Origin of the sequence: Photorhabdus africana (assembly GCF_035181445.1) — a bacterium.
GTDB lineage: Bacteria > Pseudomonadota > Gammaproteobacteria > Enterobacterales > Enterobacteriaceae > Photorhabdus > Photorhabdus laumondii.
The window spans coordinates 52,523-78,041 of record NZ_JAXBVE010000023.1 but is presented as its reverse complement, the minus strand read 5'-3'; the positions used below and the strand labels follow the sequence as shown (position 1 = coordinate 78,041).

Below are 25,519 nucleotides of genomic sequence, written 5' to 3'. Positions count from 1 at the left end.
ACCCCATGCCGAACTCAGCAGTGAAACGCCGTAGCGCCGATGGTAGTGTGGGGTCTCCCCATGCGAGAGTAGGACACTGCCAGGCTTTAAATACAGTAGAAACCCTCAGCGCAAGCTGGGGGTTTTTGCATATCAGGGTCTGTATCATTTTGTGAGTGCAGCCAATAAAGAGGCAACTTTAAATCGGTATATGATTAATAAGATATTCCGAGCAGAGAAATAATATTTTAAAATAGAACATTTGAAGATTGTAATTCGATTAATTTTTTGTTGAAAATAGAGTGTTAACAGAATTGTTTTTTTATATTTTTTTAATCTCTAAATTTAGATTTACGTACTTTTGAATATTACTATTATTTAAACGAAGTTGAGATTTATCAAGTTAAAGTTCGATGGTAAAAATCTCCCGAAATTATTCAATATCAGGAGATTTGATTTAGAAAAGATAATTCGCTTTATCGATTCAATTACAGAATACGACTAATCAGTTTGTCTACCCGGATACGGCGTAAGCGGCGGATAAGTTTACGTACTTTGACTGGGTAAAGCTGGATGCTGTCCAATTCCTGATAATCACTGACAACCGTAGTATAAGTACGGATACAGTGCAGTTCTTTTGTACTTTGCTCCTGCATTTCTTTATGAGGATCGTGGATAAGAATGGCATTTTCTAAATCCAGTCCCCAGGCACGAGGATTAAGATTATTTCCTGTAATCAATTGCCATTGATTGTCCACCCACACACCTTTTAGGTGGTAGCTATTATCACCATCTTTCCATAACCGGATAGTCAGTTGATTATTGTCAACGTAACGCTGTAGTCTACTGATGAAACGGCGCAGATTAATTTCATATAAATAGGGTAATGCACCGATAATTTTAAATGGTTCTTCCGGTGGAATATAAAAATCGTTGGCAGTTTTATCGCCAACAATAATTTCTACATGTTTACCTTTACGAAGTAGATGAACAATCCGTCGGACAATGATGGCTGGAAGATTAAAATACGGAGTGCAAATAATCAGCTTTTGTTCTGTGCTGGCGATCAGATGACTAATGGTTTTATTTAGTAGATTTTTCTTTCCCAGACCAGCAAGTGGAGTGACAGATAGTTCGTCATTCGTTGCCTGATTATTTATTTTATAGGTAGTGTGCCGCAGAGAAAAACGTAATTGACGGATAAAATTTTTAATTTCAGGAATACGAGGACGGTTTTTACAATCCAGTTTCTGTACGGCTCCTGTAGCGATAATGTAATTATCAACAAAGTGTTTCATTGCTTCTGCAAGTTTTGCATTGTGAAGCAAGTGGTAGCGATCATAACGATATTTATCATGTTGGTGGAGATAAACATCATTAATGCTTGCTCCGCTATAAACCACAGTATCGTCAAAGATAAAACCTTTTAAATGTAAAACACCCAGTGCTTCGCGGGTATTTACAGGCACACCTAGTACTGGAATTTTCACATCAGGATAAGCTTCTGCCATAGAACAATACCAATCGGCATTCGTTACCATTGCAGCAGCGCCAATTCGTCCACGTTGTGCTCGATGCCAGTCAACGAGCACTTTAATGTCCAAGTCTGGGCGTTGTTGTTTAGCTGTATAAAGTGCATGAAGGATATCTTTCCCTGCGTCATCATTTTCCAGATAGAGGGAGATGATATAAATATGTTTTTCAGCGTTAGCAATTTTTTCCAGCAGGGTGCTGCGGAACACTTCAGGTTGATAAAGTGTTTTAACATCAGCAACTGACTGAGGTAGCTTAGGCAGTTGTGCAAGGTGTTGTTGATGTTTAGCTTGTTTGAATTTAGACAACATCACAGTGCGCTTTTTCTCTTATGTTGGATGGCTAAAAGACTACTATGTAAAACAATGAATCAAATGATCTGGCGATAATACCATTAGTTTGACTAATTGTGAGCATGATTTAACGCTCTAATGCCTAATGATTCAAGTCTGTGCGGTTCATCACGTAGTTGATTTAGAGTTCAAGGGATAAGTTTACAATGCTATCCTCAAATTGAACATCTATGGTAAATCCCAGTTTTTTAGCCAGTTTTATCATAGTACGGTTTTCTGGCATGGTGATGGCGTTGAGGCGGCTTATGCCATGTTCTCGTGTATAGTTAATCAGTTTTATCATAAGTTGATATCCAAGGGTGATCCCTTTTAAGTCAGAACGCACTAGCACAGCGAATTCTGCTTCGACATTATCAGGGTCAGCTATGGCACGAGTAACCCCGATAATTTCTGGGGTAGTTTTAGGATGTCGTACGGCAACAAATGCCATTTCACGGTCGTAATCAATCTGAGTCATATTGGCCAGATCATCGTGTGTGAATTCGCTGATTTCACTAAAGTAGCGGTAATAGAGATCTTCTTTCGTAACTTGGCCGATAAAATCTTTCAGCAATGGTTCATCTTCTGGCAGAATCGGACGTAGCAGGCATTCTGCATCCCCTCTGAGTTTTATCGTTTCTTCTAGTTCGCTTGGATATGGACGGATAGCTAATCTAGTTCGTGGATCACCGTCTATCGAAGATAATTCCATTGAAACATCCAATAATGTGAATTCATCGCCAGAAGCCAGTAATGGATGAATATCTAGTCGTACAATTTGCGGGCAATCAAGTAACAGATTAGATACCTGAACTAACAGTCGGCTGAGTGCTAGTACGTCTAATGATTGAGGAGCTCCCCTAAGTTTAATTTTTCTACTTTTAATTGCCTGAATAACCAGATATCGCGCTAACGCCATATTAAGAGGTGGCAGCGCAACGGCTGCTTGTGTTTCCTGTGACCATTCAATACCGCCTTCACCTAACATAATCAGTGGGCCAAATACTTCATCTTGTTCGACGGCAATTCGTAGCTCTTGTGCACCAGCGCGGTTTGCCATGCTTTGAACTAACAATCCTTGAATTCTTGCGTGTGGGAAATTCTGATTGACACGTTCGATAATCGCTTGAGCAGAAGCCTTGACCTCATTTGCATTTCGCAAATAGAGCATAACTCCCTGAACTTCTGATTTATGTGGGATATCTGGTGAGCGTAATTTCAACGCAACAGGATAACCGATCTGTTGGGCAATATTGACTGCTTCATCACTGTTATGAGCAATCCATGTTGGCAGTGTATTGAGACCATAAGCTTCCAGAATAGGTTGAACTTCATGAGTATCCAGACGAGAATTTCCCTGTTCCAGAGCCTGTTGTATGCACTGATGGGCACGTGTTGTGTTAGCTGTGATGTTTGCGGGTAGTGCGGGGGTTTCTGTTAATTGTTTCTGATTGCGGCGATATTCAACCATGTGCATGAAAGCAGTAATCGCGCCTTCAGGGGTGCGATAAGTTGGAATACCTGCTTCACTGAACAGACGGCGGGCTTCTTGTGAGGAGTATTCACCGCACCAATTGGTAAAGATAGTTAGCCATTTTCCCCGAGGGTGTTTACGGATTGTTTCAATGACTTTGGTTGCGGTTTGAATACCGGGAGCAATTGCGCTAGGAGAGTGAATAAGTAACAGAGCATCATGGTCGTGGCTATCTAGTAACGGTTTTAACGCAGCGATATAACGTTCCACCGTGGAGTCATCTTTTAAATCTAGCGGGTTATGTAGGGAGATAGTTTCTGGTAGTTGTGTTTCTAATGCCTTCGCTGTCTCTTCACCTAATATTGCGAGCTTACCGTTACGGCGGAATAATGCATCCAGCGCCATTGCGGCTGGAGCAGCACCATTGCTGACGACAAATAGCCGTTCTCCCCGTAAAGGTGACATATGGCTTAACGTTTCTACAGCAGAAAACATTTCATGTGTATCTTGCACGCGTAATAACCCTGCTCGCTGAATTGCTGCATCATAAGCCGCATCCAGATTTTGTTGTTCACCAAGTAATTTCTGTGCCCGTTTAGTACGGCCGCTTTTAACCACCAAAATAGGTTTATTGCGGGAAGCACTTCTCGATGCTGAAAGAAAGCGACGGGCATCATGAATATGCTCTAAATAGAGCAGGATAGCGCTGGTTTTACTGTCACGAGCCAGAAAATCAAGCAGATGATCAATATCGATATCTACACTGTCACCTAACGCTATAAAGTAGGAAAACCCGACTTCCCGGTGTTTTGCCCAATCAAGAATCGTATTTGAGACTGCCGCCGATTGAGAAATAAAGGCTAATTTCCCTTTGAGTATTGGAACCGGAGAAAAGCTGGCATTCAGCCCTTGCCAAGGGGCTAATACGCCTAAACTGTTTGGCCCAAGTAGTCGGATACTATAGCGCTGGCAGTACTGCTTTAGTTCAGCGAATTGGGACGTTGGTGAAGAAAGGATAATCACCGTTTTGCAACCCAACTGCCCCAGTTGTTCTAAACATTGCAAATTACGGCGGTGATGAGTACAAATAACAGCCAAATCTGGTGTAATCGGTAATTTATCTATTGAAGGGTAAGCTAAAACCCCTTGAATAGAACGGCTATTGGGTGTAATCGGTAGTATTGGTCCGGCAAAGCCTCCTGCAAGCAAGTTACGCATCATAACTGAACCCGCTCGTTCTGGTTTTTCTGAGGCACCAATTACAGCAATGGATTTAGGGCGTAATAAAGCTTCAAGTCCGCGCTGGCTCATCAGGAGGCTCCTTATTTGTGGTTAGTCGATAACTGTAGCGGATTTTGCAAATTGTTGCTGTGATTTACGCTATCGGATGCAGTTGTTGAGAAGCAATTAAATTGCCAGTTTGTTGCAAAATAGTAGCAAGCTGTAGCTTGAATATCTTCGGTGGGGGTTTGTTAACAGGTAGCCTGACTGTGCCCTCCATAGCAAGTACGGCATGTCTCGCCGAAAGCAGGAAAATTAAGGGCGCATTTTAATGGATTATAGTTGTCAGAGGTAGCTTAAGATGCGCACATCAGGTAATCTTCGCGCCATAAAGCAGTTGGAGAAACGAATGAACGATTCATACAGTGGTAAAAATGGCAAAGTCAAAGTGATGTATGTCCGCAGTGAGGGCGATAATGACAGCCGCAATAATAACAAACGTCTATCTGGCAAGGGACGCGATCAAGGTCAGCGTCGTCGAGACAATGAGCGAACATCCCGTTCTCCGCGTGCTAATGAGCGTGAAAGATCGCCTTGGAAAACAGTGTCACGCCCTGAGAGTGATTCTGATTCTTTAACGTCAGTGCATGAGGGTATCAGTGGGAAAAGCCAGATTGATCCTGAACAGCTCCGTCGTCAGCGAATGGAAGAAACTCGGATTTATGGCGAAAATGCTTGTCAGGCGATGTTTAAAAACCGTTCTGAAGCGATAGTTCGTGCATGGTTCGTTGAGTCAGTGACACCACGTTTCCGCAATGCGCTAAAATGGATGGCTGCTAACCGTAAAGCCTATCATGTTGTGGATGAGGCTGAACTGACAAAAGTGTCAGGTACTGAACATCATGGTGGTGTTTGTTTTCTGATTAAGAAACGCAACGGTTTGGATGCAGAGACCTACTTGAAAGATGCTCCAGTAAAAGATTGTGTTTTGGCTCTTGAAGATGTGGGTAATCCTCATAACCTTGGCGGAATTATGCGAAGTTGTGCGCATTTCGGTGTGCAAGGGGTGATTTTGCAGGATGTGGCTTTGCTGGAGTCGGGTGCGGCTATCCGTACAGCAGAAGGTGGTGCTGAGCATATTAAAGGTATTGATGCTGATAGCTTGATCACTACACTGAATGACTTTCGTAAAGCAGGTTACACCATTGTAACGACATCCAGCCATAAAGGTAGTACCGATTTAGCTAAAGCTAAATTACCGGAAAAAATGGTTCTGGTACTTGGTCAAGAACGTGATGGTTTGAGTGACAGTGCTTGGAAACATGGTGATATGAGTTTGTTCGTCGGTGGTACGGGGTTGGTTGAAAGCCTGAACGTTTCTGTTGCAACTGGCATTATGCTAGCTGAATGGTGGCGACAGAATAAAGCTTGATTAGGAAAATCGGGAGCTGGAGTGCTCCCGGTTTTGCCATTTAAGATTTAGTGGGTTCCGCTCATGCCTTCTTTACTTCCTTGGGTAAATGGCGGTCTGGCTAGCCAGACGAGCATAATCAAAATCAGGAATACTCCGGCTGAAAGCCAAAAAATTTCATTCGCTGAGATTATAAGTCCTTGATGGGTAATTTCTTTTGCTAGATAAGCAGAAATTTGCTGGCTATTCATGCCTAATTCCGATAATTGTTGATAGATCTGTTGAGTATCGGGACTATAAGGATTGATATGTTCAGTAAAATGGGAATGATGCATTGATTCGCGTTGGGTCCACATGGTTGTCGTTAGTGATGTTCCTATTGAACCCGCCAGTGTTCGAATAAAATTCGATAAACTGGATGCAGATGCTACCCGCTCTGCTGGCAAGCCGGAAAGGGTAATCGTTGTGAGTGGCATAAAGAAACAGGCAATAGCAAACCCCTGGATAAACTGAGGCCATGCGACTGCGGCAAAATCCATGCCTGGTTCGAATGTATATGCACGCCAGTAATAACAGATGGCATAAACAACAAAACTGAATGTCACTATGTAGCGCATGTCTGCTTTATTGCCGAATTTACCAATCAGTGGAGAAATTATTAGTGGCAACAATCCTACCGGTGCTGATGCAAGACCTGACCAGGTTGCTGTATAACCGAACACTTCCTGTAATAACTGAGGTAATAACACAATTGTGCCGAAATAGAGCATATAAGCTAAGCTCAAACAGAAGCAACCAATGGTAAAATTGCGCTCTTTAAACAGTGACAGGTCAATAATCGGGTTATTATCGGTCAGTTCCCATACCACTAGAAATGCTAATGAGATGATTGCGATAACGGTCAAAACGATAATTTCTGTAGAATTAAACCAGTCCAGTTCTTTCCCCTGATCTAGCATAATTTGTAAACAACCAACGCCGACCACTAACAACATGAGTCCTATTGTGTCGATAGGCTTGATCTCTGTTTGGGTTTCGCGTCCTTTCAGCGTTTGCATAGTAATCAGAATAATCGCTATACCGACAGGAACGTTGATAAAGAAAATCCATCCCCAATGGTAGTTATCACTGATGTAGCCACCCAGAATAGGGCCGAAAATTGGCGCGATGATAATCGTGATTGACCATAATGCCAGCGCCATATTTCCTTTGGCTGGTGGATAATTGTTCAGGAGTAGACTTTGTGAAAGGGGAATAAGAGGACCAGCAACTAATCCTTGAATAACCCGGAAGAAGATTAGCATACCAAGGCTGTTGGAAATACCGCATAACCAAGAAGCTATGGAAAATAGAGCAGTTGACCAGATGAATAACTTAACTTCGCCGATGCGTTTTGCCAGCCATCCGGTAATCGGGATAGAAATCGCATTGGCAACCCCGAAAGAGGTAATTACCCAGATCCCTTGAGAATTTGATGATCCTAAGTTACCTGAAATCGTGGGTATCGCTACGTTAGCAATGGTAGAATCTAACACTTGCATGAACGTTGCTAAGGATAATGCAATGGTCATCCATGCAAGTTTGGCACCTGTAAGCGGCTGTCTCATCACCTTGGGGCCTCCGGTATTATTTTCCAGCATTACTATTAGTAATGTCGTTAACTATTTTATTGGCAGGAGACATATCTATTGTCAGAGCAGTGGTGTGATAAGCTGATTTAGTGCGTGTTCTATCAGACAGAACGGGTCCATCAGGACTCGTAGTATCTACTCTGACTTTAGTCGAGAGGCCGATGCGTAATGGGTGTTTTTCTAGTTGCCCAGGATTAAGCTCAATGCGGACGGGTAAACGTTGTACAACCTTAATCCAATTACCACTGGCGTTCTGAGCGGGTAATAAAGAGAAGGCGCTGCCGGTACCCATATCAAGGCCAGTGATTTTGCCGCTAAATACTTTGCTTCCACCATAGAAATCGCTGGTGATTTCCACCGGTTGACCAATACGCATACCAGAAATTTGTGTCTCCTTGAAGTTAGCTTCGATCCACAGATCATTTGCCGAAACTATCGCCATCAGTGGAGTATTTTTATTGATTTGTGCACCAACTTGTACACTACGGCGTGAGACATAACCATCGATTGGGCTGACTATTTTCGTGCGTTGTAACGCCAGCCAAGCATTACGAACTTCCGTTGCAGCTTGTTCAATGGCAGGTTGCTTCTCTAGCGGTGTATCCAGGACAATTGCTTGATTTGCGTTGTATTGTTCAATAGCAATATCTAGAGCAGCTCGGGCACTGGCGACAGCTTCCTGTGCATGTTGTAACTCTTCTTTACCAATGACTTTTTGAGCGCTAAGTATTTCACGACGGCTAAGATCATTTTGAACTTTAGTTAATTCGGATCTGCGTAGTGTGATGTTAGCCTGATATTGTTTGCTGTTAACTATCTGTTGATGAGTCTGGCGGACGCTGTTGGCCAATGTTGTTTTTGCTTTTTCTAATGCTAATTCTGCATCACGGGGATCGAGTTGTACCAATATATTACCGCTTTTCACAAAGTCAGTATTATCAAAGTTAACTGTAATTACGCTGCCAGCAACTTGTGACATGATTTGAACTTGATTGCCTGTAACATAGGCGTTATCTGTTTCTTGATGGTGGCGTAAAATGAGAAACCAATAGAAAAAGTAGGCAACACCGAGCAGGGTAAAGATAAGGGTTAGTAACACTAAGGCACGACTGCGTTGCCTTTTTTTGCTACTGGTTGGATCTTGTGCCGTTTGTACTTCTATTGCCTCATTTGCGCTCATAGTAAATCCCCATGCTTGTTGTTTATCTTCTAGTAATATTATTTTTTAGATCACTTTCCAGTAGTGGTACATCATCACTACTGGAAAGGTGAAAGACACAGGATCCAATGTTATCGAAGAATAATAGTTAGCTTTTTGCAGAAAATATCATCTTGGCTAACAGGCAAATTTTTTCGAACAATTTAACCAAGAAAGTATTGTTTGGGTAAAAATTGATCGATTAAACAACAAGCTATTTTTTGATACAATCGCCCATTGTATCAAGTCTGACCAGTAATTTTCTCATTAAATTTTCTAACTGTTTTTGCTCCTCTTGGTCAAGACATGACCAAAGTCTTCTCAGGCATTCATGTTGAGGTGGAAGTAAACTATTTAAAAATTTTGTACCTTGTTCTGTCAGATGAAGATGAAGGCAACGGCGATCGTTATGACTTTCCTTTCTTTCAATCCACTCCTGCTTTTCTAATTCATCAGCAATACGCGTGGCGTTAGTACGGGAAGAACCCAACGCGGCACTTAATTCTGATGGCTGAATGCTGTGGCTTTCCTTAGTATCAAGGATCATCAGGGCCATGAATAAAGTTTCATTAATACCTTGAGCTTTCAGCATATTGTTACGGTTTTCAAGCAATTTACTTTGGACGTGCATTGATAACCTAGTCAACAGAATCTCTTGATAAGGGATATCTTTATTTAATTTGGCTTGCTGTGCTGCACGAATATTCAGTAATTCTTCGGTAGGCGTAAACGAACTTTCCATTATTTAGATACCTTATTAGTTTCAACTGGTAAGATAACTTTTGTTATCAAACATCCAAATGGTATATTAAAAGATAAATTTAGCAATTGTAGTTATTTGTTATCATCATATTTCTTTTGATATTGATACCTAATTCATAAATATTTTGAATGTTAGTCCAAAAAGCAGTGCGCCAAATAGTGTTGCGAGTATAATTTGCTTTGTTTTGTAAAAGACTAAACAGATGGTCAGACAACCTACGAGGGTAGGGAGTAGTTTTTGACTCTCTCTCATCACATCAGGTACACCTGATACGATGAGTAAAGAACAAATGGATGCAATACCAATACTGTCAAGAATAATGCTTGTTTTTCCACCTTTCCTGCCGGCAGATTGGCGTGCTTTCCCAAATCGTAGCGGCAGATAGCGAAATGAAAAGTTAGCTAACCCAACAAATAGTCCAATGAGCAAAATCTTGCTATCAATCATGGTATTTCCTTTTGTTCAGAAGCGTCATTGCAATTGTTTTGTGGTTGTAACAGTGCCGCGATACAACCACCGACAATACCTGCCAGAATAGCAACTGGAATTGAGAAAAATGTAATCCCTAAAAGTGCTCCGGTTAGTGCGGTTGCAACACAATAACTATTTTGCTTTCTACAAGAAGCAAGAAGAAAACTGAGAAACAGTGCTGGTAACATGAAAATCATGGCAGCTTCTACAGCAGGATAGGATTCCAAATAACCGTTACCAAGGAATGCGCCGGCTGTGGTACCTGCGACCCAGGCCAGCCAGGAACAGATTGCAATAGCAACCATCCAGTTTTCACTCCAGCTCCGGTGGTTCTTAATGAGTTTTGCAGTCGCGGCGGCAAAAACCTCATCGGTCAGGCCGAAGGCCCAGATAACGGTTTTTTTCTCCGTTAACTTATCTTTGATACGGTGCCTTAAAGATGGACCATAAAGAATATGGCGGACATCCATTGCCATGATTGTTAGGGCAGAAATCCATAATGAGGTACCCGCACTCAGTAACGCTGTGATGACGAACTGGCTTGCACCGGCGTAGATGATGCATGAAAAGAAAATGGCTTCTATTGGGTTGAAGCCAAGTTTGACGGCATTGAGACCAAAAGCAAAGGCGACGGGAATATAACCGATAACAATGGGTAAACTGTCTATTATTCCTTCAGTAAAAGAAGATCTTTTACGAGTTAAGGGGGATGATGTATCAGAAATAGGCATAAAATCTATCTGGTTATATGAATGTTATGTAACATTAACAAAATGAAACCAAATAGAGAATATCATCCTTAACAAATGTTTCATAAATGTTTTTATTTAAGCATTCTTTTACTATGGCCTGTTTCTTACAACGTCTTTGGTTCGTACTTTTTGCCTAAAAACCACACGATTAGGCTTATTATACAGATAGCCATGCCAGCGGCGGCAACGCCATACCAACCTGAGTGTTTGTAAGCATAGCCTGAAACCAGAGAGCCAAGGGCTCCACCGATAAAATAGCTAGTCATGTAAGCGGCGGTGAGTCGATTTCTGGCTTCTGGCATGATGCGGTATATCGTGCTTTGATTTGTAACATGAACACCTTGAATCGCAATATCAAGGAGAAAAATACCAATTATAAAGCCAATTAGTGATTCTTTGACTAAGCCGATCGGTATCCATGAAAGAAGTAATAGCACCAGAGAAATGCTGGTGGTCAGAGGACCTTTTCCTTTATCAACGAGTTGCCCGGTTTGGGTTGCCATCAATGCTCCGGCAGCACCGACTAATCCAAATAAGCCGATGACTCCTTCAGAATAGTTGAAAGGAGGTGCTGAAAGCAGGAATGCCATTGATGTCCATAGCAGGCTGAAGTTGGCAAATGTCAGTGCACCCAATATGGCGCGTACTCTTAGAAGCGGGCTTGTAGTGATAAGGTTTACAATAGAGCCAAGTAATTGGAAATAATTGAGATTGGTTACTTGTTTATAACGGGGCAGATAGCGCCACAGCGTCAGAGAAAGAATCACCAATAAGACACTGGCAACCCAAAAAACAGTTCGCCAGCCACCAAGAGCTGCCATTGTTCCTGAGATAGTTCTTGCTAGTAATATTCCAAGCAGTAAACCGCTCATAATCGTACCGACAGCTTTTCCTCGTTGATGGGGAAGAGCAAGTGTTGCGGCCAGCGGGACCAGTATTTGAGCGACCACCGAAAATAAGCCCGTCATTGCCGTTCCCAGTAACATTTGCCAGATGTTCTGTGACGTGGCGGTAATCAGTAATCCAATAGTGGCTAATATTGTCATTGAGACGATTAAACTGCGTCGTTCGAACATATCACCTAATGGCACAAGGAATGTTAGGCCAACGGCGTAGCTCAATTGAGCTGTGGTTACAATAAACCCGGCTTCGTTGACGGTCAGATTAAATTGTAACGCAATAGTATCGAGTAGCGGCTGTGCATAATAGTTGCTGGCGACAACCAGACCTGTGGCAATGGCGATCAGTGCAATCAACGCTGGGCTTAATGGCGTACGGGAAATATTTTCTTCCATATAATGTATTTTCTTATATTTAAACGGTAGGTTAGGGTGAGTGGACAGCTCGTTAAAGGTCTGTAGTCACGAGCTAAACTTTTTGCATTGTAATGAATTTTTATTCAGGTTCAATGGTAAAGCCGAGAGAATGGTTGTTAAAGAAACTCCATGAGTATTCATTGTCTTAGGTAGTTTAACCTTGTGATTTAACTACCAAATTGAACTGAGAATGAAATGTGAAAACGATATTAATTCTTATTATTTCTCTATAATACAGCGATAATGACTATAAAATTGTTGAAATATAAATTTTAATAAGAATTTTGAGTCAGAAAAAATAACAGTAAAAAACAGTGAATTGTTTTATACCAATTCACTGTAATGCGTTAAATATTAATTTTTTCCGGCGGCTTCAACGGCAGTTTTAACCCAACTATCAAATAATTTCTGATGAGCCTTAATCCAACCGTTGGCGTGACGTTCAATATCCGCTTGTGATGCTTCACCATTATGCATCCGCAAGTTTTGGGCATTGATATCCGCAAGGGGCATTTTCATGATAGAAAATAACTTAGCGGCGGCTGGGTTATCTTCTGCCCATTTTTTATTGGCGGCAATATGCATAATACTTGGTGGAAAACCATAATTAGCGCCATTTGGTAATGTCGTCTCTATTTTCTCATCATTAGGCATAGCGGAGAAAGGAACTTGCAGCCAGACAACATCCTTACCTGGTTTCAGCACGTCACTAACCCAATAAGGTGTCCATGTGTAATATAAGATGGGTTTGCCTTCTTTATAGCGGGTAATAGTATCTGCCATCATGGCGGCATAGTTACCTTGATTGTGTTCAACGCTATTGTTTAAACCATAAGCTTTAAGATGATGGTTAATGGCGATTTCACAGCCCCAACCGGGATTACAGCCAGTTAAATCAGCTTTGCCGTTACCGTTGGTATCAAATAATTTGGCTATTTTCGGATCTTTTAATTGAGCAATATTAGTAATGTTGTATTTTCCCGCTGTTTTTTTATCGATCAAGTAGCCTTGTGCGGCATTTTCTACGTAGTTACCAACACGGTAAAATTTGGCATTACCACCTGCTGCCTGATATTGGGTGTTGTGCAGTGGTTCCCAACTTACGGCCATAAAGGTTGCGTCACCGGAAGCAATAGAGGAATAGGCGACGTTGTAGTCCACTTCTTTGATGGGTTTGATATCATAACCCAGTTTTTCCAATGCCTTACTGACGATCAGCGTTTGGAATGTTTCTTCACTAAGGGTGCTTTGTACCGGTTGTACACTGATACCTTTACCCGGTAATTCGACAGCGAATAATTGCGAACTTATCAGTGATGACAGGGATATCGCCCAGATAACTAGTTTGCGCATGGTTTTTCCTCCTGTTGTGGTCATCATGTGTTTATCAAACAATTGTGGTTTGATAGGTGATATTGAAGGTTATACTTTCTTGTTGAATAAACGGGTAATTAATCCAATTGGGCCAGTGGTATACCAGCGATTTACGCCTTTAGCCCGGTTGCCGCAGCCAAGAGACTGTGTTAGGCGGTCAAGGAGAATCGCAAGAATAACAATCCCGACGCCACCTACTGTAGCAAGCCCCATATCGAGACGACCAATACCTCGCAAAACCATTTGACCTAAACCACCAACGGCAATCATTGATGCAATAACGACCATTGATAGGGCCAGCATCAGGGTTTGGTTGACACCGGCCATAATGGTTGGCATAGCCAGTGGTAATTGAACTTTGAACAGCATCTGACGAGGGCTGGCGCCGAAAGATTCGGCTGCTTCTATCAGATCTGCTGGAACCTGTTTGATGCCTAAAATTGTCAGACGGACAATTGGGGGTAGAGCAAAGATAATGGTGACGATAACGCCAGGCACGTTACCGATGCCAAACAGCATGACAATCGGAACCAGATAGACGAATGCCGGCGTGGTTTGCATAGCATCAAGCAGAGGTTGGATAATTTTCGCGACTCTTTTGCTGTGTGCCAGCCATATACCGAGTGGTAAACCAACAATAATGCAGAACAATAGCGATGTCAGAGCCAGTGATAGCGTGACCATAGCTTCAGACCATGCACCAATTGCACCAATAATGACCAGAGAAATCAGAGCAGTAATACCCATACCAATGCCTGATAACTGCCAGGCAATCAGGGCAAAAAATAGGATGGCAATGGGAGCAGGTATTGAAGTTAGACATTGTTCAAAGCCACTGAGAACAAAATCAATGGGGACGCGTATTCCCTGAAATGCAGGACGAAAATTTAGCACAATCCAATCAATAGCATGGGTTACCCATGAGTCTAAAGGGATAAGTGGGTGCTGGAATGGGTCCATGATATTAAAATGTTCAGGCTGTACCGTAGTTGCGGGGGCATCCAGCCAGTCAGAACCCGTTGAATTGTCAGTACTGGTTTCATTGCTCCAGGGGTCTGTATTATCGGCAGCCGTGGAAGGGGTATCCTCCGAATTCTGTACAGGCTGAGTTTGATGTTCGTTTTGATTACTCATTTGGTGTCTCCTTATCTAATGCCTGTAATAGCATCCCTTTTGAAATAACGCCGATATATTTGTCATTATTTCCAACAACCGGAACTGCACAAGGTGATTGTGCTACAACAGCAATCAGCTCATTGAGGGGCATATCTGCGGCAACTGCAGTCGGTTCCGCCAATATGGCGTGTTCGATAGGTTTTTTTTCCCGTAATGCTTTTTCCAATGAATTTACCGAAACGATACCGGCGAATTTTTGCCCACGTTCGATCAGGTAACCATAGTTTCTGTTTTCGTCATCGAGGACTTTCAATGCAGAAAGAGGACCAAAACCGGGGGCAATATGAAGCAGAGAGTCAGGACGGCGACGGGCAATGTCTTTAGCACTAAATACATGGCTGATATCTACGCCACGAAAGAAAGTTTTCACATAGTCATTCGCTGGATTATTCAAGATTTCATCAGGTGTCCCGACCTGCACAACAACACCGTCTTGCATAATGGCAATCCGGTCTCCGATACGCATTGCCTCATCCAAATCATGAGAGATAAAGACGATAGTCCGTGGCTGATTGCCTTGCAGGCTTAACAGTTCATCTTGCATTTCTGTACGAATTAATGGGTCAAGAGCAGAAAATGCTTCGTCCATTAGCAAAATATCTGGGTTATTAGCTAATGCTCTGGCAAGCCCTACACGCTGGCGCATCCCGCCTGAGAGCTCATCTGGATAAGATTGTGCATAATTTTCCAGGTTTACCTGTTTCAGTGCATCCAACGCTTTTTTACTGCGTTCTTGTTTGGTGATTCCGGCAAGTTCCATACCAAAGGCGCTGTTTTCCAGTACGTTTAAATGCGGCATCAGTGCAAATGATTGGAAAACCATACTGATTTTGTTACGGCGAACTTCTCTTAACGCTGCTGCTGAAATCTCAGAAATATCTTCACCATCAATTAATACTTGGCCGCGAGTCGGTTTTATCAGGCGATTGAGAAGGCGTACCATTGTGGATTTGCCGGAGCCAGATAATCCCATGATGACAAATATTTCGCCTTCTTCAATAGTCAGATTGGCATTTTGTATACCAACAGCCATACCTGTCTTTTCAAATATCTGATCTTTGCTCAAACCCGAATTCAGTAATTTGAAAGCATATTCTGAATGGTCGCCAAATATCTTATAGAGGTTTTTAACTTCAAGTTTAATTGCCATGAAATAGTTATTTTCCTTTCAATGGTTATGTAATGGTGTTATGCATTATTCATCTCTGCATGATTCTTTGAATATATATACCCTAACATACTGAGAGAGCCTGACAACCCTATATTAATGATAATTAATGTAAAAATTAGTGATATTGAATGACTTAAATTAGATATATTTGTAGTCATTTCATTGTTATTGGCAATTTATTTCATATAAATTAATGTGGTTATTGAAAGGATGATTTTACTCTATGTTGCTGTTATTAATATATTTTTACATTTAATTGCTAAATGAATTATTCGCTATGTTGTAAATGGAATCGATTATTAGTTTATAGTGTTGATTATATCTAATTGGAATGAAATTTAATTTAAAATTAATTAGATATATTAATGTTTTTTGTTGTTTCGGATGATAATAGGAGGTGGGGATGGCAAAAAATATCCATAGAAATGGCAATAATCATGAAAAAACGCCATAAAATATAAGGATTTTATGGCGTTTTATCGTTTAAGAAACAGGAACAATAATATTGGTTTTTAAAATATTAGGGTATTATGGTTATTTTGAAGTATTCTATGTAAAATAAAATCATTCTCTTTAGAAATTCCAATCCTCATCCTCAGTATTCACTGCTTTACCAATAACATATGATGAACCTGAACCAGAAAAGAAATCATGGTTTTCATTGGCATTCGGTGATAATGCAGAGAGGATTGCAGGACTGACATTTGTCATTTCTGGAGGAAATAAGGTTTCATAGCCAAGATTCATTAATGCTTTATTGGCATTATAATGCAAGAATTTTTTAACATCTTCACTCCAGCCAACAATATCATAAAGCTCTTCTGTATATTTAATTTCATTTTCGTATAATTCTAATAATAATGAAAAAGTGAATTCTTTAATTTCTTTTTGCTCTAATTTTGAATATTTATTTAATGATTGTTGGAATTTATATCCAATATAATAACCGTGAATGGCTTCATCTCGGATAATAAGTCGGATTAAATCGGCTGTATTTGTTAATATTCCTCGACTTGACCAATACATAGGTAAATAGAAACCTGAATAGAATAAAAATGATTCTAGAAAAACACTGGCGACTTTTTTCTTTAATGGATGATGATAACTATAATAATTTAGTATAATTTTGGCTTTATTCTGTAATGAAAAACTCTTTTCACTCCAGCGATAGGCGTCATCCACATCAGTTGTTAGGCATAATGTTGAAAAAATGGAACTATAAGAACGTGCATGAACAGCCTCCATGAAACTAATGTTGGACATAATTGCTTCTTCGTGAGGTGTTAGGGCATCTTCCATTAACGCTGGAGCACCAACAGTGTTCTGAATTGTGTCCAGTAGTGTCAGCCCAGTGAATACCCGGATAGTCAGCTTTTTTTCTTCTGTCGTCAGTGTATTCCATGAAGTAATATCATTGGATAATGGAATTTTTTCCGGTAACCAAAAATTAGTTGTCAGTCGGTTCCAAACTTCTAGATCTTTGTCATCTTCAATTCGGTTCCAGTTAATTGCGCGTATAGGATTACTAATCATAATAAATTTCCAGAATTCATTTCACAGTGAGCATGAAACACAGCCTTGTACTTCCGTGCCTTCCAGATCAGTTTGTTTCAGACGAATGTAATAAAGTGTTTTAATTCTTTTACGCCAGGCATAAATTTGGGCTTTGTTAATATCACGGGTAGTGGTACCGTTTTTGAAGAAAAGTGTCAGGGATAATCCTTGGTCGACGTGTTGAGTGGCTGTAGCATAAGTATCAATAATCTTTTCCGGTCCTATTTCGTAAGCATCTTGGTAATATTCAAGATTATTATTCGTCATAAATGGCGCTGGATAATATACCCGTCCTGTTTTACCATCTTTACGGATCTCAATACGGGATACAATCGGGTGAATGCTTGAGGTTGAATTATTGATATATGAAATAGAACCTGTGGGAGCAATAGCTTGGAGATTTTGATTGTAAATACCATGAGTCATAATTGAGGCTTTTAATTCAAGCCAGTCTTGTTGATTAGGAATGATTATTTCTGCTTGTTCAAACAATTGAGAGACTTTTTTTGTCTGAGGTAGCCATGCTCTTTCTGTATATTTATTGAAAAATTCACCACTGGCATAACGAGAATCTTTAAAGCCTTTAAAATAGCTATTGCGTTCAATGGCGATCTGATTGGAAGTACGTAGAGCGTGATAAGTGACGATATAGAAATAGATATTAGTGAAATCTATTCCTTCTTCAGAACCATAATGAATTTTTTCCCTTGCCAGATAGCCATGAAGATTCATTTGCCCCAAACCAATGGCATGAGAATCCTGATTTCCTTTTTCGATAGAAGGAACTGAACGGATATGGCTCATATCTGATACCGCGGTTAAAGCGCGGACAGCCGTTTCAATAGAGAGGGTAAAATCAGGTGAATCCATTGTATGAGCAATATTCATTGATCCCAGATTACAACTAATATCTTTCCCAATATGGTGGTAACTTAAATCCTCTTCATATTCGCTGGCACTGTTAACCTGTAAAATTTCGGAACATAAATTACTCATATTAATCCGACCTTTAATCGGATTAGCATCATTCACCGTGTCTTCATACATAATATAGGGATAACCAGATTCGAATTGGATCTCAGCTAACGTCATGAAAAATTCACGAGCATTGATTTTTGATTTCCGAATTTGTTGGTTATTTACCATTTCAGCATATTTTTCTGTCATGCTAATTTCAGACATTGGCACACCATAAATCCGCTGAATATCATAAGGGGAGAATAGATACATATCTTCATTATGTTTAGCCAGCTTAAAAGTGATATCAGGAATAACAACGCCAATAGAGAGTGTTTTTATACGGATTTTTTCGTCGGCATTTTCCCGTTTTGTATCCAGAAAACGAAGAATGTCGGGGTGATGAGCCTGGAGATAAACGGCTCCTGCACCTTGGCGTGCACCGAGTTGATTGGCGTATGAAAACGCATCTTCCAGCATTTTCATCACTGGGATAACACCTGATGATTGATTTTGAATCATTTTTATCGGTGCACCCGTTTCCCGTAGATTACTGAGTAAGAATGCGACCCCACCACCACGTTTTGAAAGCTGTAAGGCTGAATTAACTGAACGTCCGATGGATTCCATATTATCTTCAATGCGTAGCAGGAAACAGGAAACTAATTCTCCGCGCTGTTTCTTACCGCAGTTAAGAAAAGTTGGCGTTGCTGGTTGAAAACGGCCACTGATCATCTCATCCACAAGACGACAAGCCAGCATCTGATCGCCTTGGGCCAGGGCCAGTGCTACCATGCATACCCGATCTTCATAGCGTTCTAGATAACGTTTATTATCGAAGGTTTTCAGAGTATAACTGGTGTAATATTTGAATGCGCCCAGAAAGGTTTGAAAGCGGAACTTTTTGCTATAGGCTTGCTGAAAGAGCTTTTTAATAAAAGTAAAATCGTATTGCTCCAGCACGTTTGTTTCGTAATATCCCTCTTGTTGGAGGAAATCCAGTTTCTCTTTTAGGCTATGGAAAAAGAGTGTGTTTGGATTTACACGCTGGCGAAAATAATAATGAATAGCCAGTTTGTCTTTGTCAAATTGAATCTTTTCTTCACTGTCGTACAGATTGAGCAAGGCATTTAAAGCATGATAATCCTGTGGTGCATTAATTTGAAAAGTCATAATTACATATTCTCTAATGAATCATGTTGCCAGAATCTTTGAATACCTTGGCGTACCCGTTGTACATCTTCTTCAGTACCCAACAGTTCAAAACGGTATAGGAGGGGTATCCGGCATTTCTCTGCAATTATCCGCCCAGCGATGCCGTAAGCTTCGCCAAAGTTGGTATTCCCGGCCGCGATGACTCCTCGAATGAATGCCCGGTTTTCGGCGATATTGAGAAATCGGATCACTTGTGGTGGAACAGCGCCTTTAATACTGCTGCCACCGTAACTGGGGGTCAGTAAAATGTAAGGAGAAGCTACGTTTAATGGGCTGTCTGATTGATTTATTGGGATACGAAAGGCTGGTATCTCCAGTTTCTGAACAAATCTATGGCTATTACTGGATGAACTGGAGAAATAGATCAGCGGATTTATGTTCATAATAAACCTATAAATTCTCGGTTAATGCGTTGATTTTATCTGGACGAAATCCTGACCAATGCTGTGTATCCGCAACAACCACAGGAACTTGTTGATAGCCCATAGCACGGATAGTCGCTAAAGCCTGCGAGTTTTCGGTTAAATCGATAATCTGATAAGGAATATTTCTTCGGCTTAGCGCCTGATAGGTTGCGCTGCATTGTACGCAGTCCGGTTTGCTATAAATGGTAATGCTCATTAACGACTCCTTTGTCAGTTTGTGGGCATGTAATGGCAAAATTTGGTTCATGAGTAATAATTTACCTAAAGGCCATAACTTGAATCATACTATATATAGTGAAATTTTATTTCAACCACACTATATATGGTGTTAATTTTACATCGAGTGACTATCATTAAAATTACAATGTGGGTTATTCCCTGTTTGTTGGCAGGCTTTTCGCCTTCAGACAAGTTTAAGTTTTCTAGTCGGTGGTAAGGGAGCAACTGAATTCATCATTGCAATTTGTCGAAAAGACGATTTACTCTAATCCCTATAATGATTGATATTTTTTTCAATGGAGGTGGTTATGTATCATCACTATTTTGATACACCCAAAGGATTTCCTAAACCGTATATTCATATCACTGCGGATGATAAGGGAGTGACCAGTTTATATTTTGTTGATGAAAAAACAGCGCCTGAAGTGAAAAATGATATTACTAAGCAGTGCGTGAAAGAGTTACGGGGATATTTTGCGGGTAAGCGTACTGAGTTTTCTGTTCCACTCAACCCGGCAGGAACTGAATTCCAGCAGCGTGTATGGTTACAGTTATGTAAGATCCCGTTTGGAGAAGTGTGGAGTTATAAGCAACTTTCATTAGCATTAGGTTCAGTTAATTATTGTCGTGCGGTAGGAATGGCTAATTCTCGTAATCCGATCTCATTAATTGTGCCTTGTCATCGTGTTATTGGACATGATGGTAAATTGGTGGGATATACCGGTGGCCTGAATATTAAAAGTTGGCTATTAGAACATGAAAAAACCTAGTCATTTGTTTGTTAGGTAACTTGTGTGATAAAAGACCAAGGAAGGTTATAGATATTTATATATGTGTATTATTTAGTAGTAAAACTAAATAAAGATAACGTCTATCGTATTTTATTATGCTTTTCGTGATCTTGGTTGTAGACAGTGAGCCAACTTATTTGTTGTACTGTATGCGACGCAGATTTTGTGTCTTAATTTTCACGTTAAAGGTAAGTTTGATGTCAAAAATTAAAGGTAACGTTAAGTGGTTTAATGAATCTAAAGGATTCGGGTTTATCACTCCAGAAGATGGTAGCAAAGACGTATTCGTGCATTTCTCTGCTATTCAGATTACCGGATTTAAAACTTTGGCAGAAGGTCAAAAAGTAGAGTTTGAAATCACTGACGGCGCTAAAGGTCCATCTGCTGTAAACGTTGTCGCTATCTGATTTTAACTCCGTATTTCGAAAACCCGTTATTTCAACGGGTTTTTTTTGGCTTGTATGATATGTAAGTAATTTTAATTTAAAGTTCATGCATCAATACGAAAGCTAACATGGTCATCAGTAATGATCCAGAAAGATTAAGCAAAACTGTTCCCAGTGCCCATCCTAGTTTCCCGTCCAGTAACAAATAAACAACTTCAACAGAGAATGTGGAAAAGGTTGTTAAACCTCCGCAAAAACCGGTGGTCAACATCAATTTCCAAGCCGGATCAAGATGTGTAGATTTATTAAAATAGGCTAACCCTAGCCCGATAATTAATGCGCCAATACAGTTAACGGTAAGGGTGCCAATTGCGATATTAGAAGAAATATTATTAAGACGGAGGCTGATAAACCAGCGTAATACGCTGCCTAAGCCACCTCCGATAAATATAGCCAGAATAATATTAATCATAATATACCCGTCATCTTTCAAGCTGCCTCTTTGTTGGCCGCACTCACTCACCCCAGTCACATAGTTCTCTATGCTCCCGGGGATTCGCTCCCTTGCCGTCGCGATGCATCTTGAAATCTATAGGGTGTAAGATACTGGGTTATTTGACCTCTTCACCTTTGGCTTGCAAGTCAGCATGATAAGAAGAACGGACAAATGGACCACAGGCGGCATGGGTGAACCCCATAGCTAATGCTTCTTCTTTCATTTCATCAAATTCCTGTGGGCTGACGTAGCGCTGTACCGGTAAATGATGACGACTAGGTTGTAGATATTGTCCCAGAGTCAGCATAGTCACACCGTGGCGGCGCAGATCACGCATAACATCAAGAATTTCTTCGTTGGTTTCACCAAGACCGACCATCAGACCCGATTTGGTTGGAATATCAGGATGGGCTTCTTTAAACTTTTCAAGTAATTTTAGTGACCACTCATAGTTTGCACCAGGGCGCACCTGACGGTAAACCCGGGGTACGTTTTCCAGGTTATGGTTAAAGACATCGGGCGGTGTCGCTGTCAATATTTCAAGTGCGCGATCCATACGTCCACGGAAGTCAGGAACTAAGGTTTCAATCTTAATGGATGGATTTTTTTCACGAATAGCAGAGATGCAGTCAGCAAAGTGTTGAGCACCACCGTCACGCAGATCATCACGGTCAACGGAGGTGATGACAACGTAGCGCAGCGCCATATCTTTAATGGTTTGTGCCAGTTTTACCGGTTCGTTGGTGTCAGGTGCCATTGGGCGGCCGTGCGCAACATCACAGAAAGGGCAACGGCGGGTGCAAATTGCGCCAAGGATCATAAAGGTTGCTGTACCGTGATTGAAGCATTCTGCCAGGTTAGGGCAAGACGCTTCTTCACAAACGGAATGCAAACCATTTTTGCGCATGGCAGATTTGATGCCCTGAATGCGGCTGGAATCCGCAGGAAGTTTGATTTTCATCCACTCAGGTTTACGCAAGATTTCTGTACGTTCGGTCATCACTGTTTTGACAGGGATCAGCGCCATTTTGTCTGCGTCGCGGTACTTAACTCCGCGTTCCATCTGAATTGGTTTACTCATAATCGTGCTGGTTCCAGTGTTAAATTCATCAGGTTGAAATTTATCATTCAGTCTACTGTATGATAAACAATTAAAAAATTTTTGAAAAATGTTAAAAAATTATAGCATCTTTAACTGTTCAGTTTAAATCCTAACTGCTGGCAAAATTTCTCTACCAAAACAGGTTGTACTTGTCCAACAGTAATTCCAGGAACTAACTCACTGAGTTGAATCATTTTCATGCCGGCATAGCCACAAGGGTTAATACGCAGGAAGGGTTCTAAATCCATTGCGATATTGAGAGCTAACCCGTGGAAAGAACAACCTTTACGTATCCGTAATCCAAGAGAGCAAATTTTTGCTTCATTGACGTAGACACCAGGGGCATCCGGGCGGGCATAGGCTTTCACACCAAAGTGAGAAAGGGTTTTAATGACAGTATCCTCTATCGCCGTAACCAGTTGCCGTACACCAATTTTGGCGCGTTTAATGTCAATCATGACATACATAACCTGCTGACCAGGGCCATGATAGGTGACTTGTCCACCACGATCAGATTGAATAACCGGAATATCACCGAGGGACAGCAAATGCTCAGCTTTACCTGCTTGTCCTTGAGTAAAGACTTTTGGATGCTGTACCAGCCAGATTTCATCAGGTGTATTAGTATCTCGCTGCTCAGTAAACAAGTGCATTGCATCAGAAATCGGCTCGTAGGGTTGTATTCCTAATTGACGTAAGAAAATCGTTTTATGTTGCAATTGAAACTTCATTTGATAGCTATAAGATTTGGTCAGTATAACCCTCAGAAGAGGTTCTCACCAGTTTAGTGCACCTGAAACTGTAGTATTCCTGATAGATAAAGAATCCCCTTTGAAATTGTAGGGGATTTCTCTAGTGTGTATTACAATACTACTCGTACCAATTCAAGGTTACCTAACTCTTCATACAGCGTTTCTACTTGTTCAATATGAGTCGCATTGATAGTAATGGATACTGAGTGGTAGTTACCTTTGCTGCTTGGCTTCACTTGTGGAGAGTAATCGCCCGGCGCATGACGTTGAACCACTTCAACGACCTGATTGACTAGCCCTGGTTCCGCCAAGCCCATCACTTTGTAAGTGAATGAACAAGGGAACTCAAGCAGTTCATTTAATTTCGTTTTCATGGGCGCTCCTGTTTTGCTTTCCGTGATACGTACGGTCAGTTTCTTCTGTAAAATTTGATACTTTCCTCCGCTTTAAAACGCGGAGATGCTTATTGCGATCGGGCGGTAGCCCGATTCGCTTTGATGGGCTCTGTTTATCGCTTAATTATCTCAAGAATTAGCCAAACCAATGATGAAATAGTAGCTTGATGTAATCGATAAAGCGGCCGAAGATGCTGCCTTCTTTTACTTCATTCATCACGACTAAAGGCTGCTGTTCAATAGTCTTGCCATCAAGTTGAAAGTTGATAGTACCTACGATTTGATTTTTCGCCAGTGGTGCATGTAATTCACTATTATTCATGACATAGCTGGCTTTCAGATCTTTCAGACGACCACGGGGAATAGTCAGATAAACATCTTTATCAACACCTAACTGAACCCTATCGTTATCTCCAAACCAGACTGGTTCAGAAGCGAATTCTTTGCTTGCTTTCAGAGGAGCAACAGTTTCAAAGAAACGGAAACCCCAGGTCAGCAGTTTCTTACTTTCTGTTTCACGGCCTTTATAAGTGTGGCCGCCTAATACCGCAGAAATCAGGCGCATATCGCCTTCCGTTGCAGAAGCGACTAGGTTATAGCCCGCTGCGCTAGTGTGACCGGTTTTAATACCATCGACATTCAGGCTCTTATCCCACAATAAGCCATTACGGTTTGTCTGGCGGATATTGTTGTAGGTAAACTCTTTCTCTTTATAGATGGTGTACTCTTCAGGGACATCACGGATCAGCGCTTGACCAATCAATGCCATGTCACGGGCAGAGCTGTATTGGCCTTCTGCATCCAGGCCATGAGCGGTTTTGAAATTCGTATTCTTCAATCCAAGCGATTTCACATAACCATTCATTAAATTAACGAAAGACTCTTGGCTACCGGCAACATAATCTGCCATTGCAACACAAGCATCGTTACCGGATTGCAAGTTTATACCGCGGGATAACATAGAAACCGAGACCTGATCGCCTGGCTTGAGGAACATCAGGGAAGAGCCTTTAAATACCGGATTACCGGTTGCCCATGCGTCAGTGCCAACAGTGACCATATCATTTGGGTGGATTTTGCCTGATTTGATTGCTTGACCAATAACATAGCTGGTCATCATTTTTGTCAGACTGGCAGGATCACGGCGTGCATCTGCATTCATCTCAGCCAGCACTTTGCCTGAGTTATAGTCGATGAGGATATAAGCTTCCGCATCAATCTGAGGCACACCTGGGATCATCGTTTTCAGGTTGACATCATTCCCATTGGCAAAGGCAGAAGCACTTATTGCCAGCGCAATACCCAAGGTGGCGCTTTTTATAAAACGAGAAGTGGTTGTATATTTCATGGTTAGTTTGACAACATCCGTGAGAAAAGGTTGATATCGAGCCACATCATAGCAAATGAAAAAAATAGTGACATTGC

Annotated in this window: 23 protein-coding genes and 1 rRNA gene; 4 read left to right on the top strand and 20 right to left on the bottom strand. The window is 41.2% G+C overall.

Annotation, left to right across the window (positions count from 1 at the left end; genetic code table 11):
- Positions 1 to 85 (top strand): 5S ribosomal RNA (gene rrf, locus SLS51_RS24685); the annotation flags it as partial.
- Between the two features lie 382 nt (positions 86 to 467).
- On the opposite strand, the gene pssA is transcribed toward rrf, so the two are convergent.
- Together pssA and SLS51_RS14165 are read right to left on the bottom strand one after the other, a co-directional pair.
- On the bottom strand, positions 468 to 1,823 hold the full coding sequence (pssA, locus tag SLS51_RS14170) for a CDP-diacylglycerol--serine O-phosphatidyltransferase (RefSeq protein WP_323839377.1): 1,356 nt from the start codon (positions 1,821 to 1,823) through the stop codon (positions 468 to 470).
- A gap of 163 nt (positions 1,824 to 1,986) precedes the next feature.
- Complete coding sequence (locus tag SLS51_RS14165; RefSeq protein ID WP_323839376.1) at positions 1,987 to 4,629, bottom strand: bifunctional acetate--CoA ligase family protein/GNAT family N-acetyltransferase; 2,643 nt, start codon at positions 4,627 to 4,629, stop codon at positions 1,987 to 1,989.
- A 319-nt stretch (positions 4,630 to 4,948) separates the two neighbouring features.
- Here SLS51_RS14165 and SLS51_RS14160 point away from each other — a divergent pair, with 319 nt between their 5' ends.
- Entirely contained in the window at positions 4,949 to 5,971 is a 1,023-nt protein-coding gene (locus SLS51_RS14160; RefSeq protein ID WP_323839375.1) for a tRNA/rRNA methyltransferase, read from the top strand.
- Positions 5,972 to 6,018: 47 nt separating this feature from the next.
- On the opposite strand, the gene emrB is transcribed toward SLS51_RS14160, so the two are convergent.
- The 13 genes from emrB to nrdH form a co-directional block, all read right to left on the bottom strand.
- Positions 6,019 to 7,557 carry a multidrug efflux MFS transporter permease subunit EmrB gene (gene emrB / locus SLS51_RS14155; protein ID WP_439126887.1) on the bottom strand — a complete coding sequence of 513 codons (1,539 nt, stop codon included), beginning with the start codon at positions 7,555 to 7,557 and terminating at the stop codon, positions 6,019 to 6,021.
- A 19-nt stretch (positions 7,558 to 7,576) separates the two neighbouring features.
- Complete coding sequence (gene emrA / locus SLS51_RS14150; RefSeq protein WP_323839373.1) at positions 7,577 to 8,761, bottom strand: multidrug efflux MFS transporter periplasmic adaptor subunit EmrA; 1,185 nt, start codon at positions 8,759 to 8,761, stop codon at positions 7,577 to 7,579.
- 232 nt (positions 8,762 to 8,993) lie between these two features.
- Complete coding sequence (gene mprA, locus SLS51_RS14145; RefSeq protein WP_323839372.1) at positions 8,994 to 9,521, bottom strand: transcriptional repressor MprA; 528 nt, start codon at positions 9,519 to 9,521, stop codon at positions 8,994 to 8,996.
- A 129-nt stretch (positions 9,522 to 9,650) separates the two neighbouring features.
- Entirely contained in the window at positions 9,651 to 9,989 is a 339-nt protein-coding gene (ygaH, locus tag SLS51_RS14140; RefSeq protein WP_439126885.1) for an L-valine transporter subunit YgaH, read from the bottom strand.
- Positions 9,986 to 10,744 (bottom strand): AzlC family ABC transporter permease, encoded by a 759-nt coding sequence (locus SLS51_RS14135; RefSeq protein ID WP_323839371.1) that lies wholly within the window; start codon positions 10,742 to 10,744, stop codon positions 9,986 to 9,988. Before SLS51_RS14135 ends, ygaH begins: the two co-directional genes overlap by 4 nt.
- 125 nt (positions 10,745 to 10,869) lie before the next feature.
- Positions 10,870 to 12,060, bottom strand: coding sequence for an MFS transporter (locus tag SLS51_RS14130; RefSeq protein ID WP_323839370.1), 1,191 nt, complete (start codon positions 12,058 to 12,060; stop codon positions 10,870 to 10,872).
- A 375-nt stretch (positions 12,061 to 12,435) separates the two neighbouring features.
- On the bottom strand, positions 12,436 to 13,434 hold the full coding sequence (gene proX / locus SLS51_RS14125; RefSeq protein WP_323839369.1) for a glycine betaine/L-proline ABC transporter substrate-binding protein ProX: 999 nt from the start codon (positions 13,432 to 13,434) through the stop codon (positions 12,436 to 12,438).
- Between the two features lie 69 nt (positions 13,435 to 13,503).
- On the bottom strand, positions 13,504 to 14,589 hold the full coding sequence (proW, locus tag SLS51_RS14120) for a glycine betaine/L-proline ABC transporter permease ProW (RefSeq protein WP_323839368.1): 1,086 nt from the start codon (positions 14,587 to 14,589) through the stop codon (positions 13,504 to 13,506).
- Complete coding sequence (gene proV, locus SLS51_RS14115) at positions 14,582 to 15,781, bottom strand: glycine betaine/L-proline ABC transporter ATP-binding protein ProV (protein ID WP_323839367.1); 1,200 nt, start codon at positions 15,779 to 15,781, stop codon at positions 14,582 to 14,584. Before proV ends, proW begins: the two co-directional genes overlap by 8 nt.
- Positions 15,782 to 16,375: 594 nt before the next feature.
- A complete protein-coding gene (gene nrdF, locus SLS51_RS14110) occupies positions 16,376 to 17,335 on the bottom strand; it encodes a class 1b ribonucleoside-diphosphate reductase subunit beta (protein ID WP_323839366.1) in 960 nt (319 codons plus the stop codon).
- A 21-nt stretch (positions 17,336 to 17,356) separates the two neighbouring features.
- Positions 17,357 to 19,486, bottom strand: a complete 2,130-nt coding sequence (nrdE, locus tag SLS51_RS14105; RefSeq protein WP_323839365.1) for a class 1b ribonucleoside-diphosphate reductase subunit alpha — start codon at positions 19,484 to 19,486, stop codon at positions 17,357 to 17,359.
- A 2-nt stretch (positions 19,487 to 19,488) separates the two neighbouring features.
- On the bottom strand, positions 19,489 to 19,905 hold the full coding sequence (nrdI, locus tag SLS51_RS14100) for a class Ib ribonucleoside-diphosphate reductase assembly flavoprotein NrdI (protein ID WP_323839382.1): 417 nt from the start codon (positions 19,903 to 19,905) through the stop codon (positions 19,489 to 19,491).
- Between the two features lie 13 nt (positions 19,906 to 19,918).
- Positions 19,919 to 20,149: a glutaredoxin-like protein NrdH gene (gene nrdH / locus SLS51_RS14095; protein ID WP_323839364.1), complete on the bottom strand. Its 231-nt coding sequence runs from the start codon at positions 20,147 to 20,149 to the stop codon at positions 19,919 to 19,921.
- 331 nt (positions 20,150 to 20,480) lie between these two features.
- Here nrdH and SLS51_RS14090 point away from each other — a divergent pair, with 331 nt between their 5' ends.
- Both SLS51_RS14090 and cspE read left to right on the top strand, forming a co-directional pair.
- Positions 20,481 to 20,942 carry a methylated-DNA--[protein]-cysteine S-methyltransferase gene (locus SLS51_RS14090; RefSeq protein ID WP_011145612.1) on the top strand — a complete coding sequence of 154 codons (462 nt, stop codon included), beginning with the start codon at positions 20,481 to 20,483 and terminating at the stop codon, positions 20,940 to 20,942.
- Positions 20,943 to 21,160: 218 nt separating this feature from the next.
- Positions 21,161 to 21,370, top strand: coding sequence for a transcription antiterminator/RNA stability regulator CspE (gene cspE, locus SLS51_RS14085; RefSeq protein WP_041379980.1), 210 nt, complete (start codon positions 21,161 to 21,163; stop codon positions 21,368 to 21,370).
- A 76-nt stretch (positions 21,371 to 21,446) separates the two neighbouring features.
- Here cspE and crcB read toward each other — a convergent pair whose 3' ends face one another.
- The 5 genes from crcB to dacA form a co-directional block, all read right to left on the bottom strand.
- The gene (gene crcB / locus SLS51_RS14080) at positions 21,447 to 21,821 is read right to left on the bottom strand and encodes a fluoride efflux transporter CrcB (protein WP_323839381.1); all 375 of its coding nucleotides are present in this window, start codon (positions 21,819 to 21,821) and stop codon (positions 21,447 to 21,449) included.
- A 139-nt stretch (positions 21,822 to 21,960) separates the two neighbouring features.
- A complete protein-coding gene (lipA, locus tag SLS51_RS14075; protein ID WP_011145615.1) occupies positions 21,961 to 22,926 on the bottom strand; it encodes a lipoyl synthase in 966 nt (321 codons plus the stop codon).
- A gap of 110 nt (positions 22,927 to 23,036) precedes the next feature.
- A complete protein-coding gene (lipB, locus tag SLS51_RS14070; RefSeq protein ID WP_323839363.1) occupies positions 23,037 to 23,678 on the bottom strand; it encodes a lipoyl(octanoyl) transferase LipB in 642 nt (213 codons plus the stop codon).
- 131 nt (positions 23,679 to 23,809) lie between these two features.
- Positions 23,810 to 24,073 (bottom strand): DUF493 family protein YbeD, encoded by a 264-nt coding sequence (gene ybeD, locus SLS51_RS14065; RefSeq protein WP_323839362.1) that lies wholly within the window; start codon positions 24,071 to 24,073, stop codon positions 23,810 to 23,812.
- A gap of 157 nt (positions 24,074 to 24,230) precedes the next feature.
- Entirely contained in the window at positions 24,231 to 25,442 is a 1,212-nt protein-coding gene (gene dacA, locus SLS51_RS14060; protein WP_323839361.1) for a D-alanyl-D-alanine carboxypeptidase DacA, read from the bottom strand.
- Positions 25,443 to 25,519 lie beyond the last annotated feature (77 nt).

Coding starts and splice junctions, on each gene's coding strand:
- proV (WP_323839367.1), bottom strand. CDS start 15,781: ATGGCAATTAAACTTGAAGTTAAAAACCTCTATAAGATATTTGGCGAC.
- emrB (WP_439126887.1), bottom strand. CDS start 7,557: ATGAGACAGCCGCTTACAGGTGCCAAACTTGCATGGATGACCATTGCA.
- cspE (WP_041379980.1), top strand. CDS start 21,161: ATGTCAAAAATTAAAGGTAACGTTAAGTGGTTTAATGAATCTAAAGGA.
- proW (WP_323839368.1), bottom strand. CDS start 14,589: ATGAGTAATCAAAACGAACATCAAACTCAGCCTGTACAGAATTCGGAG.
- proX (WP_323839369.1), bottom strand. CDS start 13,434: ATGCGCAAACTAGTTATCTGGGCGATATCCCTGTCATCACTGATAAGT.
- pssA (WP_323839377.1), bottom strand. CDS start 1,823: ATGTTGTCTAAATTCAAACAAGCTAAACATCAACAACACCTTGCACAA.
- lipA (WP_011145615.1), bottom strand. CDS start 22,926: ATGAGTAAACCAATTCAGATGGAACGCGGAGTTAAGTACCGCGACGCA.
- ygaH (WP_439126885.1), bottom strand. CDS start 9,989: ATGATTGATAGCAAGATTTTGCTCATTGGACTATTTGTTGGGTTAGCT.
- dacA (WP_323839361.1), bottom strand. CDS start 25,442: ATGAAATATACAACCACTTCTCGTTTTATAAAAAGCGCCACCTTGGGT.
- crcB (WP_323839381.1), bottom strand. CDS start 21,821: ATGATTAATATTATTCTGGCTATATTTATCGGAGGTGGCTTAGGCAGC.
- emrA (WP_323839373.1), bottom strand. CDS start 8,761: ATGAGCGCAAATGAGGCAATAGAAGTACAAACGGCACAAGATCCAACC.
- SLS51_RS14160 (WP_323839375.1), top strand. CDS start 4,949: ATGAACGATTCATACAGTGGTAAAAATGGCAAAGTCAAAGTGATGTAT.
- SLS51_RS14130 (WP_323839370.1), bottom strand. CDS start 12,060: ATGGAAGAAAATATTTCCCGTACGCCATTAAGCCCAGCGTTGATTGCA.
- SLS51_RS14090 (WP_011145612.1), top strand. CDS start 20,481: ATGTATCATCACTATTTTGATACACCCAAAGGATTTCCTAAACCGTAT.
- nrdE (WP_323839365.1), bottom strand. CDS start 19,486: ATGACTTTTCAAATTAATGCACCACAGGATTATCATGCTTTAAATGCC.
- nrdH (WP_323839364.1), bottom strand. CDS start 20,149: ATGAGCATTACCATTTATAGCAAACCGGACTGCGTACAATGCAGCGCA.
- SLS51_RS14165 (WP_323839376.1), bottom strand. CDS start 4,629: ATGAGCCAGCGCGGACTTGAAGCTTTATTACGCCCTAAATCCATTGCT.
- mprA (WP_323839372.1), bottom strand. CDS start 9,521: ATGGAAAGTTCGTTTACGCCTACCGAAGAATTACTGAATATTCGTGCA.
- SLS51_RS14135 (WP_323839371.1), bottom strand. CDS start 10,744: ATGCCTATTTCTGATACATCATCCCCCTTAACTCGTAAAAGATCTTCT.
- lipB (WP_323839363.1), bottom strand. CDS start 23,678: ATGAAGTTTCAATTGCAACATAAAACGATTTTCTTACGTCAATTAGGA.
- nrdF (WP_323839366.1), bottom strand. CDS start 17,335: ATGATTAGTAATCCTATACGCGCAATTAACTGGAACCGAATTGAAGAT.
- ybeD (WP_323839362.1), bottom strand. CDS start 24,073: ATGAAAACGAAATTAAATGAACTGCTTGAGTTCCCTTGTTCATTCACT.